The following is a 20,955-nucleotide window of genomic DNA, read 5'->3' on the forward strand; positions in this document are numbered from 1 at the left end:
GTGACCCGTATGCCTTCCTGGTTGCCTCGCCCTTAACCCTTGTTCTTGTTGTAGACGTCGAAGACCACAGCACCGAGCAGCACCAGGCCTTTCACGACCTGCTGCCAGTCGACATTGACGCCCATGATCGACATGCCGTTGTTCATGACGCCCATGATGAAACCGCCGACCACGGCGCCGATGACCTGGCCGACGCCGCCCATCGCCGAAGCGCCGCCGATGAACACCGCGGCGATTACGTCGAGCTCACTGCCGAGGCCTGCCGCCGGAACCGCCTGTCCGAGGCGCGCCGCGATGATCAGGCCGCCAAGCGCCGACAGCACGCCCATATTGACGAACACCATCAGCGTCAGCCGTTCGGTCTTGATGCCCGACAGCTGCGCCGCCTTGGCATTGCCGCCCATCGCATAGATGCGGCGGCCGATCGTCATGCGTTTGGTGACGAAGACGAACAGCGCGATCAGCACGCCCATCACCATGAGAACGATCGGCAGGCCTCTGTAGCTGGCGAACTGGTAGACCAGGAACAGCGCCAGCGCGCTGGTCACCAGGGTCTTGACGACGAACAGCGTGAACGGCTCGGCCTGATAGCCGTGCTGCTCGCGCGTGCGGCGCGCCCTGAGGCCGAAATAGGCATAGGCGAGCACGGCGACGAGGCCGAGCACGATCGTCGTCATGTGCAGAGTCAGGCCGCTGCCCATAATGGTCTTGCCGGCCGCATTTACCGTCGGTGGGATCAGCGTCAGGGGGCCGATGACATCCGGAATGAAGCCGGAGCTGAGCGCCTTGAAGCCGTCGGGAAGCGGCCCGACCGAGGATCCGCCACCCAGCAGCGCCTGGCAAATGCCGCGGAAGATCAGCATCCCCGCCAGTGTGACGATGAAGCTCGGTATTCGGTGATAGGCAATCCAGTAGCCTTGGGCCGCGCCGATCAGGCCGCCGATGATCAGGCAGACGATCGACACCACCAGCGGATTGCTTAAGGGGCCGAGCGGCCAGATGACCATCATCATCGCCGCCAGCGCGCCGATGAAGCCGGCAACGGAGCCGACGCTGAGGTCGATATGGCCGGAGACGATCACCAGCAGCATCCCCAGCGCCATCACGATGATGAACGAGTTCTGCTGCACCAGATTGCTGAGGTTAACCGGTTTGAACAGCGTTCCGGACGTGGTGAACTGGAAGAACACCATGATGGCGATCAACGCCAGGATCAGCCCGTATTCGCGCAGATTGGTGATCAGCGCCGAGACAGCAACACGCGGTCCCTGCGGCACATCTTCGGCGACGCCGCTTTTCGGCGCGGGAGTGCTTTCGGTGCTCATGATGCTTTTCCTTCTCCCCGGACGATGGCGCGCATGATCTTTTCCTGGCTTGCATCGCTTGCCGCCATTTCGCCTACTATGCGCCCTTCGTTCATGACGTAGATGCGGTCGGTGATGCCGAGCAGCTCGGGCATTTCCGACGAGATAACGATGATCGCCTTACCCTCGGAGGCGAGACGCGCGATGATGGTGTAGATTTCATACTTAGCGCCGACGTCGATGCCGCGCGTCGGCTCGTCGAGGATCAGCACCTCCGGATTGGCGAACAGCCATTTCGACAGCACCACCTTCTGCTGGTTGCCGCCCGACAGATTGCCCGTCATCTGATAGACGCTGGACGAGCGGATGTTGGTCTTGGCCTTGTAGTCGTTGGCGACGGCGAGCTCGCGCAAATCGTCGATCACGGCGTGGCGCGACACGCCGGGAAGGTTGGCCAGCGTGATGTTGTGCTTGATGTGGTCGATCAGGTTGAGGCCGTAGGTCTTGCGGTCCTCGGTGACGTAGGCAATGCCATGGTCCACGGCCTTGCTCACCGAGGAGACGTCGATCGGCTTGCCCTTGAGCAGCACTTCGCCGGTGATGTGGCGGCCATAGGAGCGGCCGAACAGGCTCATCGCGAATTCGGTGCGTCCCGCTCCCATCAGTCCGGCGATACCGACCACCTCGCCCTTGCGGACGCTGATATCGATGCCCTTGATCACTTGCCGTTCGGCATGGATCGGGTGGTAGACCGACCAGTTCTTCACCTGCAGCACAGTCTCGCCGATCTTGGGCTCGCGCGGCGGATAACGGTCGTCGAGCGAGCGGCCGACCATCGAGGTGATGATGCGGTCCTCGCTGATATCCTTCTTGGCAAGCGTCTCGATCGTCCGCCCGTCGCGGATGACCGTGACCTTGTCGGCAACCCGGTTCACCTCGTTGAGCTTGTGCGAGATCAGGATCGAGGTCATGCCCTGCCGCTTGAATTCGAGCAAAAGGTCGAGCAGCGCCTGGCTGTCCTTTTCGCTGAGCGACGCCGTCGGCTCGTCGAGGATCAGCAGCTTCACTTCCTTGCTCAGCGCCTTGGCGATCTCGACCAGTTGCTGCTTACCGACGCCGATATTGGTGATCAGCGTCTTGGGGTCCTCCTTGAGGCCCACCTTCTTCAACAGGGCGCTGGTGCGCGTCTCGTTGGCATTCCAGTCGATGACGCCGAATTTGGCGTGTTCGTTGCCCAGAAATATGTTTTCGGCGATCGACAGCATCGGCACCAGCGCAAGTTCCTGGTGGATGATGACAATGCCCTTGTGTTCACTGTCGTGGATGCCTTTGAAATGGCATTCCTCACCGCGGTAGACGATCACACCCTCGTAGCTGCCGGATGCATACACGCCCGACAGCACCTTCATCAGCGTCGATTTGCCGGCGCCGTTCTCGCCGACCACGGCGTGGATCTCGCCTTCCTCGACGCTGAGGTTGACGTTCGACAGCGCCTTCACGCCGGGAAACGTCTTGGTGATGTCGCGCATCTCCAAAATCGTCGAGGTCATCAGGAATTAAGCTCCTCCGAGGCCGGCAAACAATACCGGGCTCGCTGGTTAACGAAAAGGGGCCCTGCGTTGCGCAGGACCCCTGATTTTGCAACCGAGATTACTTCAGTTCGTCGGCCTTGATGTAGCCGGAGTCGACGACCAGCGCCTGGTAGTTCGACTTGTCGACGTCATGCGGCGTCAGCAGGATCGAGGGGACGACCTTGACGTCGTTGTTGTAGGTCTTTTCGTCGAGGCCGTCAGGCTTGCCGCCCGAGAGCACCTTGTCGACCAGACCGACAGTGGCCTTGGCCAGTTCGCGAGTGTCCTTGAACACGGTCGAGTACTGTTCGCCCGAGATGATCAGCTTGACCGAGGCGGTCTCGGCGTCCTGGCCGGTCACGATCGGCCAGGGCTGAGCGTCGGTGCCGTAGCCGACAGCGCGCAGCGAAGCGGTGATGCCGCGCGACAGGCCGTCATAGGGCGACAGAACGCCATCGACGCGGCTGCCGTCCGAGTAGTTGGCGGAGAGCAGATTGTCCATGCGCGCCTGGGCGGTGGCGGCCAGCCAGCGCAGCGTGCCGACCTTGTCCATGCCGGTCTGGCCGGACTTAATCTTGATCGAGCCGTCGTCGATCAGCGGCTGCAGGACGGAAATCGCACCATTGTAGAAGAAGAACGCGTTGTTGTCGTCGGGCGAGCCGCCGAACAGTTCGACGTTCCACGGCTTGGTGTTCGGGAAGCGCTCCTTGAGGCCCTTGACCAGGGAGTTGGCCTGGATCACGCCGACGCCGAAATTGTCGAAGGTGGTGTAGTAGTCGACATTGGCGGTCTTCTTGATCAGGCGGTCATAGGCGACGACGACGACGCCCGCGTCAGCGGCCTTCTGCAGCGCGTCCGACAAGGTGGTGCCGTCGATCGAGGCGATGATCAGCGCCTTCGGGCCCTTGGTGATTTCGTTTTCCAGCTGGCTGAGCTGGTTCGGAATGTCGTCCTGCGCGTATTGCAGGTCGACGGTGTAGCCGAGAGCCTCGAGCTGGGACTTGACGGCGTCGCCGTCATTGATCCAGCGCTGCGAGGTCTTCGTCGGCATCAGCACGCCGATCAGGCCTTCGCCTGCATGCGCAGGCAGCGTCATGGCCGCGATGCCAAGGGCCGCCACGGCGGCCAGTGTCTTGATGATTTTCACAGTAACTCTCCCTGGTTGATGGACGCGACACCTCGGGGCTTCGCGGGCCGCGCAGTCGAGCAGAAGCGCAAGCGCGCTGCTGTCGTCTATCGATCTCCGGTATCCTCCCAATCGGCCCCGGGACGCAGATTTCAATCGATACGATTTTCCTCGTCATCGACTGGCACGCCCCAGGACGCGCGAAGGGTGTGTCCCTTTGACATAACTGTCAAATGCGATCTTTGATGATTGCTATACCGAAACTGATATATGATCGAAAACAGATCGATCCTTCGACGCGAACAGGCGACACTCATGGCGGCATTGCGAAATCCTTCAGGAATTTCCGGTAGTTACGACGAGCTGCCGGGCGACGGCGAAACCCTGCTGCGCAGCGGTCTGAGCCTGCGCCACATGCGCATGATCGCCGCACTCGACGATCACGGCCGGGTGAGCGCGGCCGCGCAGGTGATGAACATTTCGCAGCCCGCCGCCTCGCGCATGATCGCCGAGATGGAGGCGGTGCTCGACGTTAAGCTGTGCGAAAGGCTGCCGCGCGGCATCACGCTGACGCCCTACGGCAAGGCGCTGGCCCGGCGCGCGCGCTCGATCCTGCTCGAGATGCGCGAGGCCGACCGCGAGATATCCGAGCTCAAGGCGGGCAAGGGCGGTTCGGTGTTCCTCGGCGCGGTGACGGCGCCGGCGATCGAACTGGCGGTGCCGGCGATCCGCGAGATCCGCCGCATCTACCCGCGTATCGAGATCACCATGCAGGTCGAGACCTCCAACGTGCTGGCGCGCGAGCTGATCGCCTCGCGCCATGATTTCATCATCGCGCGCATCCCCGACGACCTCAATCCGCGGCTGTTCGAATCGCGCGTCATCGGCGTCGAAAAGGCCTGCCTGATCGTGCGCCGCGGCCACCCGCTAAGCATGGGCAAGGCGGTGCGGCTGGAGGACACCGCCGCCTATGACTGGGTCTTCCAGTCGGGCGGCTCGCCGTTGCGCCAGGCGATGGAAAGCAATTTCCTCAACCGCAACATCGCGCTCCCGGACCGCATCCTCAACACCAGCTCGCTGCTGCTCACCCTGGTCATGGTCGCCCAATCCGACGCCATCGCGCCGGTGTCGATCCAGGTGGCGAAATTCATCCAGAGCCCGGAAGGGCTGGCCGGCGCCATCGACGTCGTCCAGACCGAGTTCGACATCGAGGTCAGGCCCTACAGCCTGATTACGGTCAAGAACCGCGCGCTCTCGCCGGCCGCCAAGATGCTGCACGATTTTATTCTGCGCGAAGTGGGGTGATGGCTGGTGCGGGAAGGAGACCCCTCGCTTTCAGCTTGGGATCGAAGACCACCTCGGCCTTTGTGTCCCCGGCCGACATCGGCGGGAAGCTTGCGCACCGGAACGAGAGCAGCGGCGCACGAGCTACCACGTCAGAACCTCTTCGACATATCCACGTCGCATCCAGTATGGATACCTCAATCCTCGAACATCGGGATCATTTGCGTAAAGCGATCGTACAGTATTCTGGTTGATTTCGTGGTTGATCGAAAGGAACGTATTCGTGTTCTTTCGAGCAAACCGCCAATATGCCTCGGCGGTTTCTTGCGACATCTCCGTCAGGGAGTCGACGTTGACGATCAGGTCATATCTTTCATCGATTTGATCGATCGCCGTAGCGGGCACTATACGAACCGGTGCAACTGATTCTTCCCCATGCAATCGAATACGCGACGCGCCGAGCGTCCGGCCGAGGAATGAAGCCTGCGCGGCATTGGTCAGGGGAATGTCGATGATCGTATAATCCTTGATCCCAAAGAGGTCGGCAAAATAGGCTGTCCTGCCCAACCCCGCTCCAATCTCCAGAACCTTGAAATCTGCTCGGCTTCTTGAAAACTGGCCAATTCGCCACGCTTGGTAGACCGCTTGCAACGCGCGGAACCCCGCGATTCCCCGCTTTGTGTTGAGCCCGGTTTCATTTGGAAATGGATTGGGGAATTGCAGCTTGATGCCGAGCGTCTCGTCGATATCATCCAGTATCTGGTCGGCGCTTCGCGCATTGGCGTAGTAGGCGCCGACATCTGCAGGCTGCATTTCCGGATAGGTCATACGACGCGCACCAATAGCTTCAGCAAGGCTGTTCAACATATCCATCAGCCACATCGCGTGGAGTTTTTGCCACGATATGGCGCCGTTGAGACGGCGGACAACGAGTTCGTGCGGTTCAACCTCGCCGGGCGGGGCTTTCGCAATATCGTCAAAGCCCCAGAAGAATGATGTCTCGCTGGGGCGACCCAATACCCTCGCGGCTTCGTCAGCATTGTCTCCCAGCAAAGCCCTGTGAACATCGGCCTTGATGCTGAGCAGGGAGTGATCCCAAGCCGAACTTGTCGGCACAAACGCCGCATATGCTCGGCGATACGCTGCCGTAATTCGGTCAACGAAACCGCTGTCATCCTTGGCCCCGACGTGCGGCGATTGCGCTAGGTTAGGAGCGTCACCCAATGGCATGCGGCTCAACAGCCACGTGAAATATTCCAGGGAAGGTTCTTCTTCCACGGTTTGGACTGGCACATTCTCGGGGTTGGAAAACCAGCGCTTTAAGAATTGCATATGTGACGGGCTCCCCTTGTTCCTGCCATTTGATCGCGCCGCATGGTCGTGGGCTGAGATCACAACCTTGCGGGTCATCCGCTGCATCGCCTCACGCACCAAGTCAACGGCCCCGGTTGGATAGCTGGCGTCGAGTCTTTGGGCGTGATGTCCCTCTTGCACCAATTGATAGATCAGCCGCATGTCATCCCACAGGCCTCATAGCCTCTTGGGTTGTCGAGAACGCGAAAGGGCTCGCCGAAACGGTCATGTTGTGGTTTAGAACAGCAAGGTACTTGGGTGGACAAAAGGCAAGATGGCGTCGAGCATCGCAGTCTTTTATTTGGCGCGACTTACTGAGGGCCGCCCTCCCGTCCAGGCCTTCATAGAGTCCTACCGGCGCCACGATGCCGGCGTCCCCCACCACCTGATCATCATAGCCAAAGGGTACAGCAAGGCAGGAGAACTTGCCGTGCTTCGGGACATTTTGGGTGACATTCCGCATTCGGTTCACGTCGTCAACGACGACATCGGCCATGACCTGCACGCCTACAAGCATGCCGCGAAGCGCTTCGATTTCTCACATGCCTGCTTCGTCAACACGTTCACCGAAATCAAGGCGGACCGCTGGCTCGAAAAGCTCTACCGCAACCTGACCAAGCCGGGCGTCGGAATGGTCGGAGCCTCCGGTACATTCGAAAGCCTCTATGATTCCTGCAAAGTGCTCGAAAAGGCCAATTGGCTGGTCCAGCATACGCCGCGCTTTGACCCCGATCTCGCACGGACCTTCAAATGGTGGTTTGGAATAGTGCAGCAAGGGTGGATTCTTCCGCTCCACTCGCCCTATCGTCGCGTTAGGCGGGCCGTAGGCGATCTACTCAAGCGCCGCCGCCCCTGGTCAACCTATCTCCCCGATTTCGAGCACCACTGGCGGATCGCGTCAGACCATGGCGGCCCCCAGGAGCCATGGACAAAATTCCCGCATTTCCCAAATCCGCATATCCGTTCAAACATGTTCATGCTCTCAAAGAAGGCGTTCAGCAGCACGGCGATACCCTCACATTCGAATATCAAGATCGGTTGCTGCGAATTTGAGAGCGGCCACCGAAGTCTGTCCCGAAATGTGATGCGTCAAGGGTTGAGGCTGGTGCTGGTCGGTGCTGATGGCCACGGCTACGAGATGGACGAATGGGCAGCCAGTGAGACCTTCCGGTGCGGCAAGCAAGCCAATCTGCTGGCCACCGACAATCAGACCAAAGCGTTTGACGCCATGAGCCCTGGCGAGAAGTGGGTCCATGCTTGCTTCTCGTGGGGCGGATACTCCGAAACAATCGGCGGTCCACCGCAAATCCTGGGGCACGCCTTTTCTGCGTCCCGGCCGGTCGCAGAGGTCGCTCGCGAATGCTTGGCAAAAAGGTCGAAGCCGAAGGCTCCTCTTATCTCCATCGCGATCCCGACACGCGGAAGGGATAATCTCATCGCCGAGGCTGCCGAAACGGCCGTCCGACAGAAGTACAAGAACCTTGAGCTGGTGATATTCGACAACTGTTCGAAGCGTCCGATCGCTGAGCGAAACATCTCGGATGACAAGCGCGTTCGGATCAAGCGCTCCGACCAATTCCTCAGCGTGACCGACAGTTGGAATAGCGCCATCGACATGGCCCGAGGCGATTATGTTGTCCTCATGGGCGACGATGACGGGCTGGCGCCCGGTTTTTGCGAACGCATCGCAGAGCTTGCGGATCGCTTCGACGCCCCCGATTTAATCGTCTCGAACCTCTATCAATTCCTCCATCCGGGCGTTGTAGATGTAAGCCTGCTGCGACATTTGCCGATGGGGACGTTCTTCGGCCAACGCGATCAGCCGTTTGTGTTGGAGCCGGAAGAGGGGAGGAATGCCGTCGCCGGTTCCATCCAGCTCCGTCGCTGCTTTTATTTCAACATGCAGGCGTTCACGATGAGCCGCGCGCTACTCGATCGTGTCCGCGCCGGCGGCGCGATCTTTCGGTCACCATTCCCTGACTACTACCTCGCGAATGTCGCGCTTGCGCTGTCTGAGAAAACTGTTATCGAGCCGCGCCCATTGGCCATCCAAGGCGTCTCGCAAGGCTCTGTCGGTTCAACCCTGTTTGCCAACACCCTCGATCTTGGCTTGGCGGCGCTGAACCACGATCTGGCCAGCGATGCCGTGTTCCAGCAAGTGAAGCCGGAAGTGATGCCGGGTCCGATGTATTGGACGAACTACATCTTGACGATGGAGTATGTGGCGCGGCGTCTCGGCGGAGACTATCCGAAGCCTGATTTGGGGCGATATCGTCGCTGGCAAATCCTGGACGCCATCGAGGCGGAGAGGCCGCTTCGACCGCTATGGCCGGCCATGCGATTCCAGGAACAGATACAGGCGTTGTGGGCCAAGCTCATGAAGCGCTACGACCAGGACCGTTACCGAACCCTGCGCAAGAGGGCCAGTCCGTACGACTACGAGCACCCTCAACACGTCTACGACGTCGGCGGTTACAAGACCGATCTTGAGGTCTATGAAGCCATCGAGCGCGGTGCCATCTGAGGAAATGCCTATTTGAGAAAGCCATTCCGCAAAACGCGAAGTGGGAGCGCCCGACTGTCCATGCCAGTTGCTGGAGCGGGTAGAGGGAATCGAACCCTCGCGTTCAGCTTGGGAAGCTGACAAGCGGCGCCAAAGGCTGGAGCACGTGGCGGGGATCGAGCTCGCGCTAGTGTAACAGAACCGATCGGAAGGTTGATTAGCGTTTCCTTATGTTAACCATCTTGATGCTAGCGTTGGCGTCGCGAGACGAACGCGAGATCACAAGATGGACAAGGATCTGATGCCCGCACGGATGTTGACGACCAGGGCGATTGGGTTCATCGCCGCCGTCCTGATGGCGCTGCCCGTGAACGCGGAGACCGTGAGCGACAATCCCGGTGGCCAGATCGTGAACTTCGCTTTGCATGTCGCCGAACTGCGCGTCGCCGAGGAGCCAGTGAGCTTTGAAGGGGCATGCGACAGCGCCTGCACGCTCTACCTGTCCCTGCCCGCCGAGCAGCTTTGCGTTACCCTGGATGCATCCTTTGGCTTCCATCTGCCCTATGGCGTCGGCGCTCGGCAGAAAGTGGTCGCCGCCAACTACCTCATCTCGCAATATCCCGATTGGGTGCGGCACTGGATCGAGGAGCATGGCGGCCTGTCGCACACGATAATGCGGATGGAAGCTGAAGAGGCGGCAAAGCACCTGCCCCTGTGCGGAGTGCTGGCGTGAACGTGGTCGCGGTGGCGCTGTTCGCCTTCGGACGCTGGAGCGGGTAGAGGGAATCGAACCCTCGCGTTCAGCTTGGGAAGCTGACAAGCTACCATTACATCATACCCGCAGCGTCACCTCGTTACCATGAGGGCCACGCTTCGGGCAATCGTCAAAGCCGCCGAAAGCCGCTCGCCCTGTTGGCAAGACGCCTTTGATGCCGGTCGACGGGCATGATAGAACGGCCGCGCCTTGCGAGCCGGCACTTGTTTGCTTGGCGATGGTCCGAACATGAAGTGCTGGGTGGGGACCCGCTTGGAATTCAAGATAAGGAGGAGGAGAAGGACTTCTCACTCCAGAAAGACATTCACGTCAGAAGACCTGCAGTTTCTCCTGCAGCTTCCCGTTTTTGCGATTGTCTCCCTTCTCGCTCCCGAGAAGCGCTGGCCAGCAGCTTGTATGGCCATTGAGCGGCTGAAAGGCGCTTCTTCCAGCCTGGGGGATGGCTGCGTCCGGCAGACTCTCGCCTCGTTCGGATTGACTGGCGCTGACGATCAACGCCGCATCGGTGCGATGCGAAGCGAGCACCATGTCCAGGTCGTGCGCGAGCGTCTGGCCGGCTGGAAACCCGACATCGAGTTGCGAGGTCGGCAGCAACTTGATGCGGCAAGTAACGCAGGCCACGGCGCTGTCCTGTGGATCGCGCATTTCTCCTTCAACGCGCTCGCGGCGAAAATGGCTTTCGCCGGGGCAGGGCTCGAAGTGTTCCACGTCAGCCGGCCGGAGCACGGCTTCACCAAGTCGCGCTTCGGCATCCGTTTCCTCAACCCGATCAGGACCGGCGCCGAGCTGAAATACGCGGCCGGCCGGATCGTGATCGATCGTGCCAATCCAGCAGCAAGCATGCACGAGGCCCGGCGTCTGCTGCGCGCGAACAAATTCGTGTCGATAACGGCGGGAGCCTGGGAGGGCGAATTGCTGGTCAAGGCAAGGATTGGCCAGTCGGCCATCGAACTGTCGAGCGGCGCGCCCCGCCTGGCCAAGATCGCCGGCGCCCCGCTGCTGCCGGTTTTCGTCGTGCGTGACGACAGCACCGGCAAGATCCGGGTGACCGTGGATCGGCCCATCGACCTGGACGGTCATCGGGACAGGGCCGAACTCCTGCAGTCAGCCACGCAGGAATTCGCCGACAGGCATCTGCCCTTCCTCGCTGCCTGTCCTCACCAGTGGCGCGACTGGGAGAAACTGACGGCGTTCAACCGGCACTGACGGCCGAAAGCAAAGCGATGCCCCTGTTCAGCATTCTCATAGCCGATGACGACGGCGGCGACCTCTCCGACCTGGTCACGCAGAACATCCAGTCGTTCAAGGCCGCGCATCCGGGCGAAGGGCATGTCCTGTTTCGGGAAGCGGCGTTGATCGAGTTCATTTCGGCGCATTTCGACGCCGAGGTGCTGTCGGCCTTCCGCACCCTGCGGCCCTACGCCTACAAGGCGGACCTGGCCAAATACTGCCTGCTTTACGAACAGGGCGGCGTCTATGCCGACCTCTCCTATGCCTTCGTGCGCGGCGTTCCCCGCGACAAGCAACGCCTGTCGGTGTTTCGCGACTTTCTGAGCTCGACGCCTTGGGATACCAGCCTCGGTGTGGTCGCCGCGCCGCGGCGCCACAGGGCTCTGGTGAAGGCCATCGAGCTCGTCTGCGCCAATGTGAAGCGTCAGTATTACGGACCAACCGCGCTGTGCCCCACCGGTCCGACCCTCTTCGGCAAGGCCATCGCCATGACCTGCGATGCGGAAGACCTGATCGTCGGAGAGGCGGTCTGGCTGACGCTGCCACCGTCGGATGGCGCCGAACCTTCGCAAGAGCCGAGCCACTGTCTTCAGCATGGCAAGGAGTTGGTGGCCATCAAGCGCAAGAAGGGAGGTGGGCCCCTGTCGGAACTCGGCATCTCCAGCGGCAACCGCTACAACCGGCTTTGGCGTTCCGGGGAAGTCTATCGTGAGCGGCCACCCTGGGCGCGCATCTTCCGCCGGCGGATTTGACGGCCTTCCCTGATATGACGCCCTTCGGCTTGATGCCGGACCGGCAAATGCGTATTTCTGCACCGGCACCCGAATCCGGGCACCTCAATCGGGAGACAGGCCTTGTCCGCACTGACGCGCTTTCTCGGAGACTCGCCACTCAGGGTGCTCATCAAGCTGCTGGTGGTGTCTTTCCTCGTCGGTCTGGTCATGAACGCTTTCGGCTGGTCGCCGATGGATGTCTTCTACGGCATCCGCAAATTCTTCGTCGACCTCTGGAACCTCGGCTTCCATGCCATCGATCGCTTCCTCGGCTATATATTGCTGGGTGCCGCGATCGTCGTGCCGGCCTTTATCCTGATCAGGATCGCCAACTACCGGAAGTGACCTATCGGACGCAAACCTCAGGCGTAACCGGAGGCCACCTCGAACAGGATGGCGTGGCGCGCGGCCAATCTGGCCACGTCGGTCGAGTAGCCGCCGCCGATGACGCCGCAGAGCGGGATGCCGAGTGCGCGAAAATGGCCGATCACCATCTCGTCGCGAGCGCGCAGACCATTATCGCTGAGGGCGAGCCGTCCCAGCCGGTCCTCGGCATGGACGTCGACGCCGGCATTGTAGAAGACGATGTCCCAGCGCGCTCGGGCGGAGAGCTCCGGCAGGATGCCAGCCAGCCGTTCCAGATAGGCGGTATCGCCGGTGCCGTCGGGCAGTGCGATGTCGAGGCTTGAAGCGATCTTGCGCACCGGATAGTTGCGATCGCCATGCATGGAAAAAGTGAAGGCGCGTGGTTCATCTTTCAGGATGTCCGCTGTGCCGTCGCCTTGATGCACGTCGAGATCGACGACCAGGATGTTTTGGACAGCGCCTTCGGCCAGCAGCACCAGCGAGGCAACGGCGACGTCGTTGAAGGTGCAGAAGCCGGCGCCTTGCGCGCGCCGGGCATGATGGCTGCCGCCGGCGGCGTTGCAGGCAATGCCATGCTGCAAGGCGAGCCGCGCCGCCTGCACCGTGCCGCCCGTTGCGAGCTGCGCCCTGAGCGAGACGCGGGGACCGACCGGGAAGCCGATTTCGCGCTCGATCGTTTCGGGCACCTCGCAGGCCAGCACCTGCTCGACATAGTCAGGCGCATGCGCAAGCTTCAGCCAGTATGCAGGCGCCGGTTCGGGCAGGTTCAGCGTACCCGGCCGCGCCAGCCCGCGCGTGCTCAACGCTTCCATCAGCAGCGGATACTTGCTCATCGGAAAACGGTGGTTGACGGCAAAGCCGGCGTCGTAGTCGGGATGATGGACGATCTGCAGCGACATGATGTCGGGCGGCCTGCGCCAGTGCTGGAATTCGGTTGGCCGCCATTGGTTGGCGATTGCGTGGCATCGTGAAACTGGGGCACATCGGCTGTCCGATCAAGCCGCAATCAGCAAGGCAGCAATCCTTTGGATGCAACCCAAGCCAATGCCAGAGCCTTCGTCGTTACCAACCGCTCGGTGCTCGCCATCGCGGTGCCGATGACGCTGGCCTATCTGACGACGCCGCTACTCGGCATCGTCGATACGGCGGTGGTCGGCCAGTTCGGCGACGCGGCCCTGCTCGGCGGGCTGGCGGCAGGCGCACTGATCTTCGATGTCGTCTTTACAACCTTCAATTTCCTGCGCTCCGGCACCACCGGCCTCGTTGCTCAGGCTTTCGGGCGCGGCGATGAACTGGAGGAACAGGCGGTGTTCTGGCGCGCCGTGTTGATCGCGGTTGTCGCCGGCATCGTATTTGCCGCCCTTGCGCCCCTGGTCGCCGTGGCTGGCCAATGGTTCATGGGCGCAGAGCCCCGCGTCAGCGAGGCGATTGGCGTCTACGTCCGCATCAGGCTGCTCGCCGCCCCCTTCACGCTGACCAACTACGCCATTCTGGGTTACGTGCTGGGGCGCGGCGAAGGCGGGCTGGGGCTGATGCTGCAGGGGGTGCTGAATGGCATCAACATCGTGCTCTGCATCGTGCTCGGGTTGGAACTCGGCTGGGGCGTCACAGGTGTCGCATGGGCGACCGTCACCGGCGAGTTCCTCGCCATGTTGCTTGGTCTGGCGATCGTCGCCAGGCGTTTTCGGGCCGCGCCCCGGCTGCCCCGCCATCGCATCCTCGACGTGACGGCCTTCCGGCACATGCTGTCGCTCAACCGCGACATCATGATCCGCTCGTTTTCGCTGCTCGCCGCTTTTGCGCTGTTCACCCGCCAGGGCGCGCAGTTCGGCACGGTGACGCTGGCCGCCAATGCCGTGCTGATGAACTTCTTCCTCATCGCCGGCTACTTCCTCGACGGTTTCGCCACCGCCGCCGAACAGCTTGCGGGACGGGCCATCGGCGCGCGCGCCGCCGCGCCCTTCCACCGGGCGGTGCGGCTGACCCTGTTCTGGGGCTTCGGGCTGGCGGGCGCGGCGACGCTTGTCCTGCTCACGGGCGGTGCCGGTCTGGTCGCCCTGGTCACCACGTCGCAGGATGTTCGCGCCGTCGCCGACACCTATCTGCCCTGGGCGGCCTTCACCGCGCTGAGCGGCGTGCTGGCCTTCCAGATGGACGGCGTCTTCATCGGCGCCACCTGGTCGCGCGACATGCGCAACATGATGCTGCTGTCGTTTCTCGCTTTCAGCGCCGCGCTACTCGCCCTGGCGCCGGCCTTCGGCAACAACGGTCTGTGGGCGTCGCTGCACGTCTTCCTGCTGGTGCGCGGCTTCAGCCTGCTGGCGATTTTGCGGCTGCGCGTGCGAACCGCCTTCTAGAGTGGCTTCGATGCCCATTTGTCGAGGCTGACGTCGCGCAACGCCCGGATCGACTTGAGCCGTTCCTTGTCGGCGAAACCAACCATGCCGGTGAGGATGCGGCCGGGCAGTGCGGGCCCGGCATAGATCATGCCGGTGTAGAGCTGGACGAGATCGGCGCCGGCGCGGATCTTTTCCAGTGCCGCGTCAGTGGAATCGACGCCGCCGACACCGATGATAGCGCGGTCCGGCCCAAGCAGCTTGCGCATCTTCGCCAGCACGATGGTCGAGCGCTCGAACAACGGCTTTCCCGAAAGCCCGCCGGCCTCGCCGGTGACACTGGCGCTGCGCAGCGCCGGCCGTGAAATGGTGGTGTTGGAGACGATGACGCCGTCGAGTTGCTTCTCGGTGACTTCGGCGGCGATGTCCTCCAATTCGGCCTCGACAAGGTCCGGCGCGATCTTGAGGAAGACGGGCGGTTTGGCCGAAGCGGCTGCGCGCGCCGCGATGACGCGGGACAAAAGTTCGCCGAGCTGCTCGCGCGCCTGCATGTTGCGCAGGCCCGGCGTATTCGGCGAGGAGATGTTGACCGTCAGATAGCTGGCATATCGGGCAAACCGGGCCACGCCGCGTTCATAGTCGCCTATACGGTCGGCGCTGTCCTTGTTGGCGCCGATGTTGACGCCGACGATGCCGGGGCGGCCCTTGCGGGCGGCAAGGCGCTTCTCGGCGACCTCATGGCCCTCATTGTTGAAGCCCAGGCGGTTGATCACAGCTTGATCCGCCGTCAGCCGGAAGATGCGCGGCTTCGGGTTGCCTGCCTGCGGCAACGGCGTCACCGTGCCAACCTCGGCGAAGCCGAAGCCGAGACCAAGCAGCGCGTCCGGCACCTCGGCGTTCTTGTCGTAGCCCGCGGCCATGCCGAGCGGGTTCGGGAAATCGATCCCGCAAACACCGACTTTCAGTCGTTCGTCGCGCACCGGCCGTCCGGCAACTGGCAGGCCACATCGCAGCGCGGCGATCGACAGCCCGTGGGCTGCTTCCGGATCGAATGTGAACAGCAGCTTCTGGCCGATCCGGTCAAGCACGCTCATTCGGCCTCCAGCGCCGGGAATTGGTGCAGGCCGTCAGTGCCGAGCGGCAATGGCTTTACCCATATGACGACCTCAAGATCCAGCGGGGCGTAGAGGTGCGGGAACAGCGCCCCACCGCGCGACACCTCGTATTTCAGCGCGTCGCCGAGCCGGTTGCCGTCGATTGCAATCAGCAAAAGGTCGGACTGGCCGGCGAAGTGCCTGGCCGCCGTTTCCCGCACCTGCCCGGCGGTGGAGAAATGGATGAAGCCGTCGGCGACGTCGATCGCAGCACCGGTGAAGCGGCCGTTTTTCTCGGCTTCGCGCCACAAGGCTTCTGGCGCGATCTTGTAGATAATCTGAGACATGGCTGCGCTATAGTCCGAACCGATCATGCGGGGAAGGGCAACTCTTCCCCATTTACGGCGCAAACCTGTGATAAGGTGCGCATACTGGCTCGTGGAGGTTGAACATGCGTCTGCAGCACATACTGATCCCCGCCGCACTGGTCTCGTTCGTCGCAGCGTCGGCCTGGTCCGAAGAGACCGACCGCTACAAACTGGAAAAGTCGGCCAACGGCTATGTCCGCATGGACACGCAGACCGGCGCCATGTCGATCTGCGAGGAGCGCGCCGGCCAGCTGGTGTGCAAGATGGCGGCCGACGAACGCGCCGCCTTCCAGGACGAGGTCGACCGCTTGCAGACTTCGATGAAGGCCATGGACGAGCGCGTCACCAAGCTCGAAAACTCGTTGTCCGCCCGCCTCGAATCGAAGCTGCCCAGCGAAGAGGATTTCAACAAGACGATGAGTTACATGGAACGCTTCCTGCGTGGCTTCATGGGCATCGTCAAGGATATGGAAAAGGACGACGGAGCCCAGCTCAATTCGCAAAAGACCTGAGCCGTGCTGGGAAAAACTCCGTGTCCGGCCTTTGCCGCTTGAAAACAGGGCGCATCGCCGCATAATCGTTCCGATCCCGTAAAAGCAGTCAATCAGCATCGGGATTTGGGGAGGACTATTTGCCGTCGGGCTACACGTTCGTCATCGCCGACGACCATCCGCTTTTCCGCGGCGCCCTGAAAGAGGCGCTTGCCGGCGTCGGCGATGTCGCCGCTATCCACGAGGCCGGCGATTTCGAGAGCGCCAAGGCGCTAGTCGTGGCCAATGAAGATGTCGACATGGTGTTGCTCGACCTGTCTATGCCGGGCGCCAGTGGCCTCTCCGGCCTGATCTCGCTGCGCGGCGTCCACCCGGCGGTGCCGCTGGTCGTTGTGTCGGCGCATGACGACCCGGTGACGATCCGGCGCGCGCTCGATCTCGGCGCCTCGGGCTTCATCTCCAAATCGGCCAGCATGGAGGAGATTCGCGGCGCCGTGCAGGCAGTGCTGGCCGGCGATATCGCCGCGCCCGTCGGTATCGATCTCGGCGTCGAACGCGACCCCGAAATATCAGACCTGATCAAGCGCCTGCAGGCGCTGACGCCGCAGCAGACGCGCGTGCTCGGCATGCTCGCGGAAGGACTGTTGAACAAGCAGATCGCCTACGAACTCGGCGTCTCCGAGGCCACGATCAAGGCGCATGTCTCGGCTATCCTGCAGAAACTCGGCGTCGACAGCCGCACCCAGGCGGTGATCCAGCTGGCCAAGATCGGCGGCGACCCGCTTCAGGCTGCGGGCTGACCCTGGTTGCGGGGTCGAATTATTCGGCCGCTGAGGCCAGCGGCCTGACCCTGGCCATCATCGAACGCAACACAGCCGGTTTCAGCGGCTTGTTGATCACCGGCACGTCGAGTGCGCCGGCAGCAGTGCGGACCTCTCTGGAGCGGTCGGCCGTGACCAGAACGGCCGGCAAGTCGTGGCCGTGAATTGACCGCAGCGTCTCGATGGCATCCAGTCCGGTGCCGCCGTAGAGATGATAGTCCGCAAGCACGATATCCGGCCGGCGCATGCCGGATGTCGCCTCGACACCCGTGACGGTGTCGACGCTGCAGCCCCAGCCTTCGAGCAGCAGCCGCATCCCGTCGAGGATGCGGGCGTCATTGTCGATGCAGAGAACACGCAGTCCGGCCAGCGAGTTTGTGGCGCGCACCGGCGTCTTCGCTTCGACTTCGCGCCGGGGCGCCTCGGCCGCGACAACCGGCAGGATCACTGAAAAGCGCGTGCCCTTGCCTGGGTTGGAAAATATCCGGATTTCGAGCCTGAGCACGCGAGCGATGCGGTCGACGATGGAGAGGCCAAGGCCGAGGCCTTCGGCTTCGCGCGCGCCTTCGTCGAGCCGGGTGAATTCGTGGAAGACCGTATTCAGCTTGTCGCCGGCGATACCGATGCCGGTGTCGATCACCTGGATTTCGGCCAGTTCCCCGCGCCGCCGCACCCCGACCAGGATGCGCCCGTGGCGGGTGTACTTGATGGCGTTGGAGATGAGGTTCTGGATCAGCCGGCGCAACAAATTGCGGTCCGTCATGACGCAGAGCGACGACGGCATGATGGTCAGCCCGAGCTTCTTTTCGGCGGCTAGCGGCCGGAAATCGTTGCCGATCTGGCGCAGCAGCCCGTCCAGGCTGAAGGCGGTGTCCTCCGGTTTCATTGCACCTGCATCGAGGCGCGAAATGTCGAGTACGGCGCCCAGAATGGTCTCGACCGATTCCAGCGAGGATTCGATGTTGACCGCCGCTTTGCCGGTGGGTCCCTTGCCGGCCTTTTCGATCAGCGACGAGCAATAGAGCCGGGCGGCATTGAGCGGCTGCAGGATGTCGTGCCCCGCGGCGGCAAGGAAGCGCGTCTTGCCGAGATTGGCCTCCTCGGCCAGCATCTGCGCCTGCGCCAGCTCCTCATTGACGCGCGTCAGTTCGATGGTGCGCGTCTTGACCCGCTGCTCCAGCGATTCATTGGCCCGCTTCAGCGCCAGATCCTGTTCGACGCGCCCGGAGATGTCCGCATAGGTTGCGACGATGCCTCCGTCCGGCATCGGGTTGGAGCGCAGTTCCAGGATGCGGCCGCTGGTCTTCAGCTCCATCTGCCACGGGCTGACGAAGCTGGTCAGGCGGTTGAGCATCGCCACCCGCTGGTCGGACGGAATGTCGCCGCGCTGCGCGAGGTGATGTAGGATGCGGTCGAGCGAGACGCCGACCTGACCCATCTCGTCGGGCAGGTCAAACAGCACCCGGTATTGGCGGTTCCAGCAGATCAGGCGGAAGTCCCGGTCGAAGACGGTGATGCCCTGTTCCATCTGGTCGAGCGCGATCTGCAGCAGGTCGCGGTTGTGCTGCAGCGCCTCGGTGGCGTCGTCGAGCAGGCGGAAGGCATCCTTGGATTCCCGGTCGTTGCGCCGGAACAGTAGCGACAGGATCAGCCGCGCCGAGGAGGAACCGACGGCGCTCGCCAGCAATTGCTCGGAAAAGCGGATGACATCCATGCTCGCCTGCTCGTTGCCGTGCAGCGTGATGCCGTTGGTCTTTTCGAAGGACTGGAAGGAACGCTCGGTGCGCTCGACGCCGAGATAGCGCGAGATCGTGTCCTTGAGGTCGTTGACGGTGATCGCGGTGCGGAAGCGGCGCAGGCTTGGCATCGGGCCGGCCTCGCGCGGCACGAAGATCGCCGCCTGGATGCGTTCCAGCGGCACTGAGGCACGCGACAGCGAACCCAGGACAAAGAACACCGCGTTGATCGACAGGCTCCACAGCACGCCATGGTTCAACGGTTCGGCGACGGTGCCGAACAGCGCCTGCGGCCGAAGCGCCTCGAAGCCGAACAGGCCGTGGACGAGGATGTCGGCATCCGGCGCGGCGAGCGAGGGCAAAAGCAGCGTGTAGCCCCAGCAGAGGATGCCGGCGACCATGCCAAGTGCTGCACCCCTGCCGTTGGCGCCGCGCCAGATCAGCCCGCCGATCAGCGCCGGCGCGAACTGGGCGATGGCCGCGAACGACATCAGGCCGATGGAGGAGAGCCGCGCGTTGTTGGTGCTCTCGCGATAGTAGAGGAAGGCGATGAACAGCATGACGAAGATCGCGCCGCGCCGCACATTGAGGATCAGCGACGACCAGTCTTCGCTTTCGGAGGTCGTGGTCTTGAGCAGGCGGCGCACGAACAGCGGGATGACGAGGTCGTTGGAGATCATGATCGACAGCGCCACGCTTTCGACGATGACCATGGCGGTCGCCGCCGACAGGCCGCCGATGAAGGCGGCCATGGCCAGCACATCATGGCCGCTGAAAAGCGGCAGCGACAGCACATAGAGGTCGCTGCTGGTCCTGGTGCCGACCAGCGACAGGCCAGCAAAGGCGATCGGCAGCACGAACAGGTTGATCGCGACAAGGTAGAGCGGAAACACCCAGGTCGCGGTGCGAAGTTCAGCCTCGCTGCGGTTCTCGACGATGGTGACGTAGAACTGGCGCGGCAGCATGATGATGGCAAACCCGCTGAGGCCGGTCAGCACCAGCCAGGTGGCCAAGGAGGTGTTGTAGCCCATCGCCTGCCGCACCTCGCCATTCTGAGCGAGCTTGTCGAACATGTCGCCTGGTCCGCCGAAGATCAGGAAGGTGACCATCAGGCCGATCGTCAGGAAGGCGGCGAGCTTGACCACGGTTTCCACCGCCACCGCCAGCACCAGCCCGTCCTGGTGCTCGGTGGCGTCGGCATGGCGCGTACCGAACAGCACCGCAAACAGCGCCAGCAGCATGGCGACGACCAGCGAGATGTCGCTGACGAACGGATCGAAGGAGGGTGGCGATCCCGTGTAGTGCTCGACCATCAGGCTGACCGAGCCGGAGATCGCCTTCAATTGCAGCGCGATGTAGGGCACGGCGCCGATCGTCGCGATCAGCGTGGCGATCGCCGCGACGGTGAAGCTCTTGCCGTAGCGGGCGCCGAGGAAGTCGGCGATCGAGGTGATCTTCTCGGTCTTGGCCAGCCTGACGATGCGGTTGAGCAGCGGGAAGCCGAACACGAACACCAGCACCGGGCCGGTATAGATGCCGAGGAATTCGAGGCCGCGTTCGGAAGACAGGCCGACCGAGCCGAAGAAGGTCCAGGAGGTGCAGTAGATGGCGAGGCTGAGCGCATAGATGAACGGACGGGCGCGGTCCGGCCCTGCCGAGCGCCGGTCGCCAAGGCTGGCGATGACGAACAGCAGCGTCACATAGGCGATTGCGATAATGACGATGAACCAGCCCTGCACGGCCCGAAAGTCCTCCTGGTACAGACGCAATCACAGCTTGGGGGGCGAGTCCATCGCGGCTTTCGGCGCATGGCTGTCGGGTCTG

Annotated in this window: 17 protein-coding genes and 1 tRNA gene; 9 read left to right on the forward strand and 9 right to left on the reverse strand. The window is 62.5% G+C overall.

The window, feature by feature from the left end; translation table 11 throughout:
- Positions 1–32 precede the first annotated feature (32 nt).
- The 3 genes from mmsB to chvE form a co-directional block, all read right to left on the reverse strand.
- Entirely contained in the window at positions 33–1,325 is a 1,293-nt protein-coding gene (mmsB, locus tag A6B35_RS08040) for a multiple monosaccharide ABC transporter permease (protein WP_006204534.1), read from the reverse strand.
- Entirely contained in the window at positions 1,322–2,854 is a 1,533-nt protein-coding gene (gene mmsA, locus A6B35_RS08045; protein WP_006204535.1) for a multiple monosaccharide ABC transporter ATP-binding protein, read from the reverse strand. The genes mmsB and mmsA overlap by 4 nt, the downstream gene beginning before the upstream one ends.
- A gap of 100 nt (positions 2,855–2,954) precedes the next feature.
- On the reverse strand, positions 2,955–4,022 hold the full coding sequence (chvE, locus tag A6B35_RS08050; protein ID WP_006204536.1) for a multiple monosaccharide ABC transporter substrate-binding protein: 1,068 nt from the start codon (positions 4,020–4,022) through the stop codon (positions 2,955–2,957).
- A 294-nt stretch (positions 4,023–4,316) separates the two neighbouring features.
- Here chvE and A6B35_RS08055 point away from each other — a divergent pair, with 294 nt between their 5' ends.
- Positions 4,317–5,306, forward strand: coding sequence for a LysR family transcriptional regulator (locus A6B35_RS08055; protein WP_040583486.1), 990 nt, complete (start codon positions 4,317–4,319; stop codon positions 5,304–5,306).
- A 123-nt stretch (positions 5,307–5,429) separates the two neighbouring features.
- Here the strand turns inward: A6B35_RS08055 and A6B35_RS08060 are convergent, their stop codons facing one another.
- On the reverse strand, positions 5,430–6,800 hold the full coding sequence (locus A6B35_RS08060) for a putative sugar O-methyltransferase (RefSeq protein WP_006204538.1): 1,371 nt from the start codon (positions 6,798–6,800) through the stop codon (positions 5,430–5,432).
- 112 nt (positions 6,801–6,912) lie between these two features.
- Here A6B35_RS08060 and A6B35_RS08065 point away from each other — a divergent pair, with 112 nt between their 5' ends.
- Positions 6,913–9,162, forward strand: coding sequence for a glycosyltransferase family 2 protein (locus A6B35_RS08065; protein ID WP_081482233.1), 2,250 nt, complete (start codon positions 6,913–6,915; stop codon positions 9,160–9,162).
- A 265-nt stretch (positions 9,163–9,427) separates the two neighbouring features.
- Positions 9,428–9,874, forward strand: a complete 447-nt coding sequence (locus tag A6B35_RS08070) for a hypothetical protein (protein ID WP_006204541.1) — start codon at positions 9,428–9,430, stop codon at positions 9,872–9,874.
- A 35-nt stretch (positions 9,875–9,909) separates the two neighbouring features.
- Here the strand turns inward: A6B35_RS08070 and A6B35_RS08075 are convergent.
- A tRNA-Gly gene (locus A6B35_RS08075) sits at positions 9,910–9,983 on the reverse strand.
- A 185-nt stretch (positions 9,984–10,168) separates the two neighbouring features.
- On the opposite strand from A6B35_RS08075, the gene A6B35_RS35460 reads away from it, so the two are divergent.
- The 3 genes from A6B35_RS35460 to A6B35_RS08095 all read left to right on the forward strand — a co-directional run bounded on the left by A6B35_RS35460 (position 10,169) and on the right by A6B35_RS08095 (position 12,264).
- Complete coding sequence (locus A6B35_RS35460) at positions 10,169–11,122, forward strand: lysophospholipid acyltransferase family protein (protein ID WP_139032245.1); 954 nt, start codon at positions 10,169–10,171, stop codon at positions 11,120–11,122.
- A gap of 17 nt (positions 11,123–11,139) precedes the next feature.
- Positions 11,140–11,898, forward strand: a complete 759-nt coding sequence (locus tag A6B35_RS08090; RefSeq protein WP_006204544.1) for a glycosyltransferase — start codon at positions 11,140–11,142, stop codon at positions 11,896–11,898.
- A 102-nt stretch (positions 11,899–12,000) separates the two neighbouring features.
- Positions 12,001–12,264, forward strand: coding sequence for a DUF6460 domain-containing protein (locus A6B35_RS08095; RefSeq protein WP_006204546.1), 264 nt, complete (start codon positions 12,001–12,003; stop codon positions 12,262–12,264).
- A gap of 17 nt (positions 12,265–12,281) precedes the next feature.
- On the opposite strand, the gene A6B35_RS08100 is transcribed toward A6B35_RS08095, so the two are convergent.
- Positions 12,282–13,184, reverse strand: coding sequence for a histone deacetylase family protein (locus A6B35_RS08100; protein WP_006204547.1), 903 nt, complete (start codon positions 13,182–13,184; stop codon positions 12,282–12,284).
- 126 nt (positions 13,185–13,310) lie between these two features.
- On the opposite strand from A6B35_RS08100, the gene A6B35_RS08105 reads away from it, so the two are divergent.
- Positions 13,311–14,642, forward strand: coding sequence for an MATE family efflux transporter (locus A6B35_RS08105; RefSeq protein ID WP_006204549.1), 1,332 nt, complete (start codon positions 13,311–13,313; stop codon positions 14,640–14,642).
- On the opposite strand, the gene A6B35_RS08110 is transcribed toward A6B35_RS08105, so the two are convergent.
- Together A6B35_RS08110 and A6B35_RS08115 are read right to left on the reverse strand one after the other, a co-directional pair.
- Positions 14,639–15,715 carry a quinone-dependent dihydroorotate dehydrogenase gene (locus A6B35_RS08110; protein ID WP_006204551.1) on the reverse strand — a complete coding sequence of 359 codons (1,077 nt, stop codon included), beginning with the start codon at positions 15,713–15,715 and terminating at the stop codon, positions 14,639–14,641. The genes A6B35_RS08105 and A6B35_RS08110 overlap by 4 nt on opposite strands.
- Positions 15,712–16,062: a DUF952 domain-containing protein gene (locus tag A6B35_RS08115; protein WP_040583488.1), complete on the reverse strand. Its 351-nt coding sequence runs from the start codon at positions 16,060–16,062 to the stop codon at positions 15,712–15,714. Before A6B35_RS08115 ends, A6B35_RS08110 begins: the two co-directional genes overlap by 4 nt.
- A 104-nt stretch (positions 16,063–16,166) precedes the next feature.
- Between A6B35_RS08115 and A6B35_RS08120 the strand changes: the two genes are divergently transcribed.
- Both A6B35_RS08120 and A6B35_RS08125 read left to right on the forward strand, forming a co-directional pair.
- A complete protein-coding gene (locus A6B35_RS08120) occupies positions 16,167–16,595 on the forward strand; it encodes a hypothetical protein (RefSeq protein ID WP_006204553.1) in 429 nt (142 codons plus the stop codon).
- A 119-nt stretch (positions 16,596–16,714) separates the two neighbouring features.
- Positions 16,715–17,374, forward strand: coding sequence for a response regulator transcription factor (locus A6B35_RS08125; protein ID WP_006204554.1), 660 nt, complete (start codon positions 16,715–16,717; stop codon positions 17,372–17,374).
- Positions 17,375–17,393: 19 nt separating this feature from the next.
- On the opposite strand, the gene A6B35_RS08130 is transcribed toward A6B35_RS08125, so the two are convergent.
- Entirely contained in the window at positions 17,394–20,870 is a 3,477-nt protein-coding gene (locus tag A6B35_RS08130; RefSeq protein WP_006204555.1) for a PAS domain-containing hybrid sensor histidine kinase/response regulator, read from the reverse strand.
- Positions 20,871–20,955 lie beyond the last annotated feature (85 nt).

The sequence above is a fragment of the Mesorhizobium amorphae CCNWGS0123 genome, assembly GCF_001686985.1.
Taxonomy (GTDB): Bacteria; Pseudomonadota; Alphaproteobacteria; order Rhizobiales; family Rhizobiaceae; genus Mesorhizobium; species Mesorhizobium amorphae.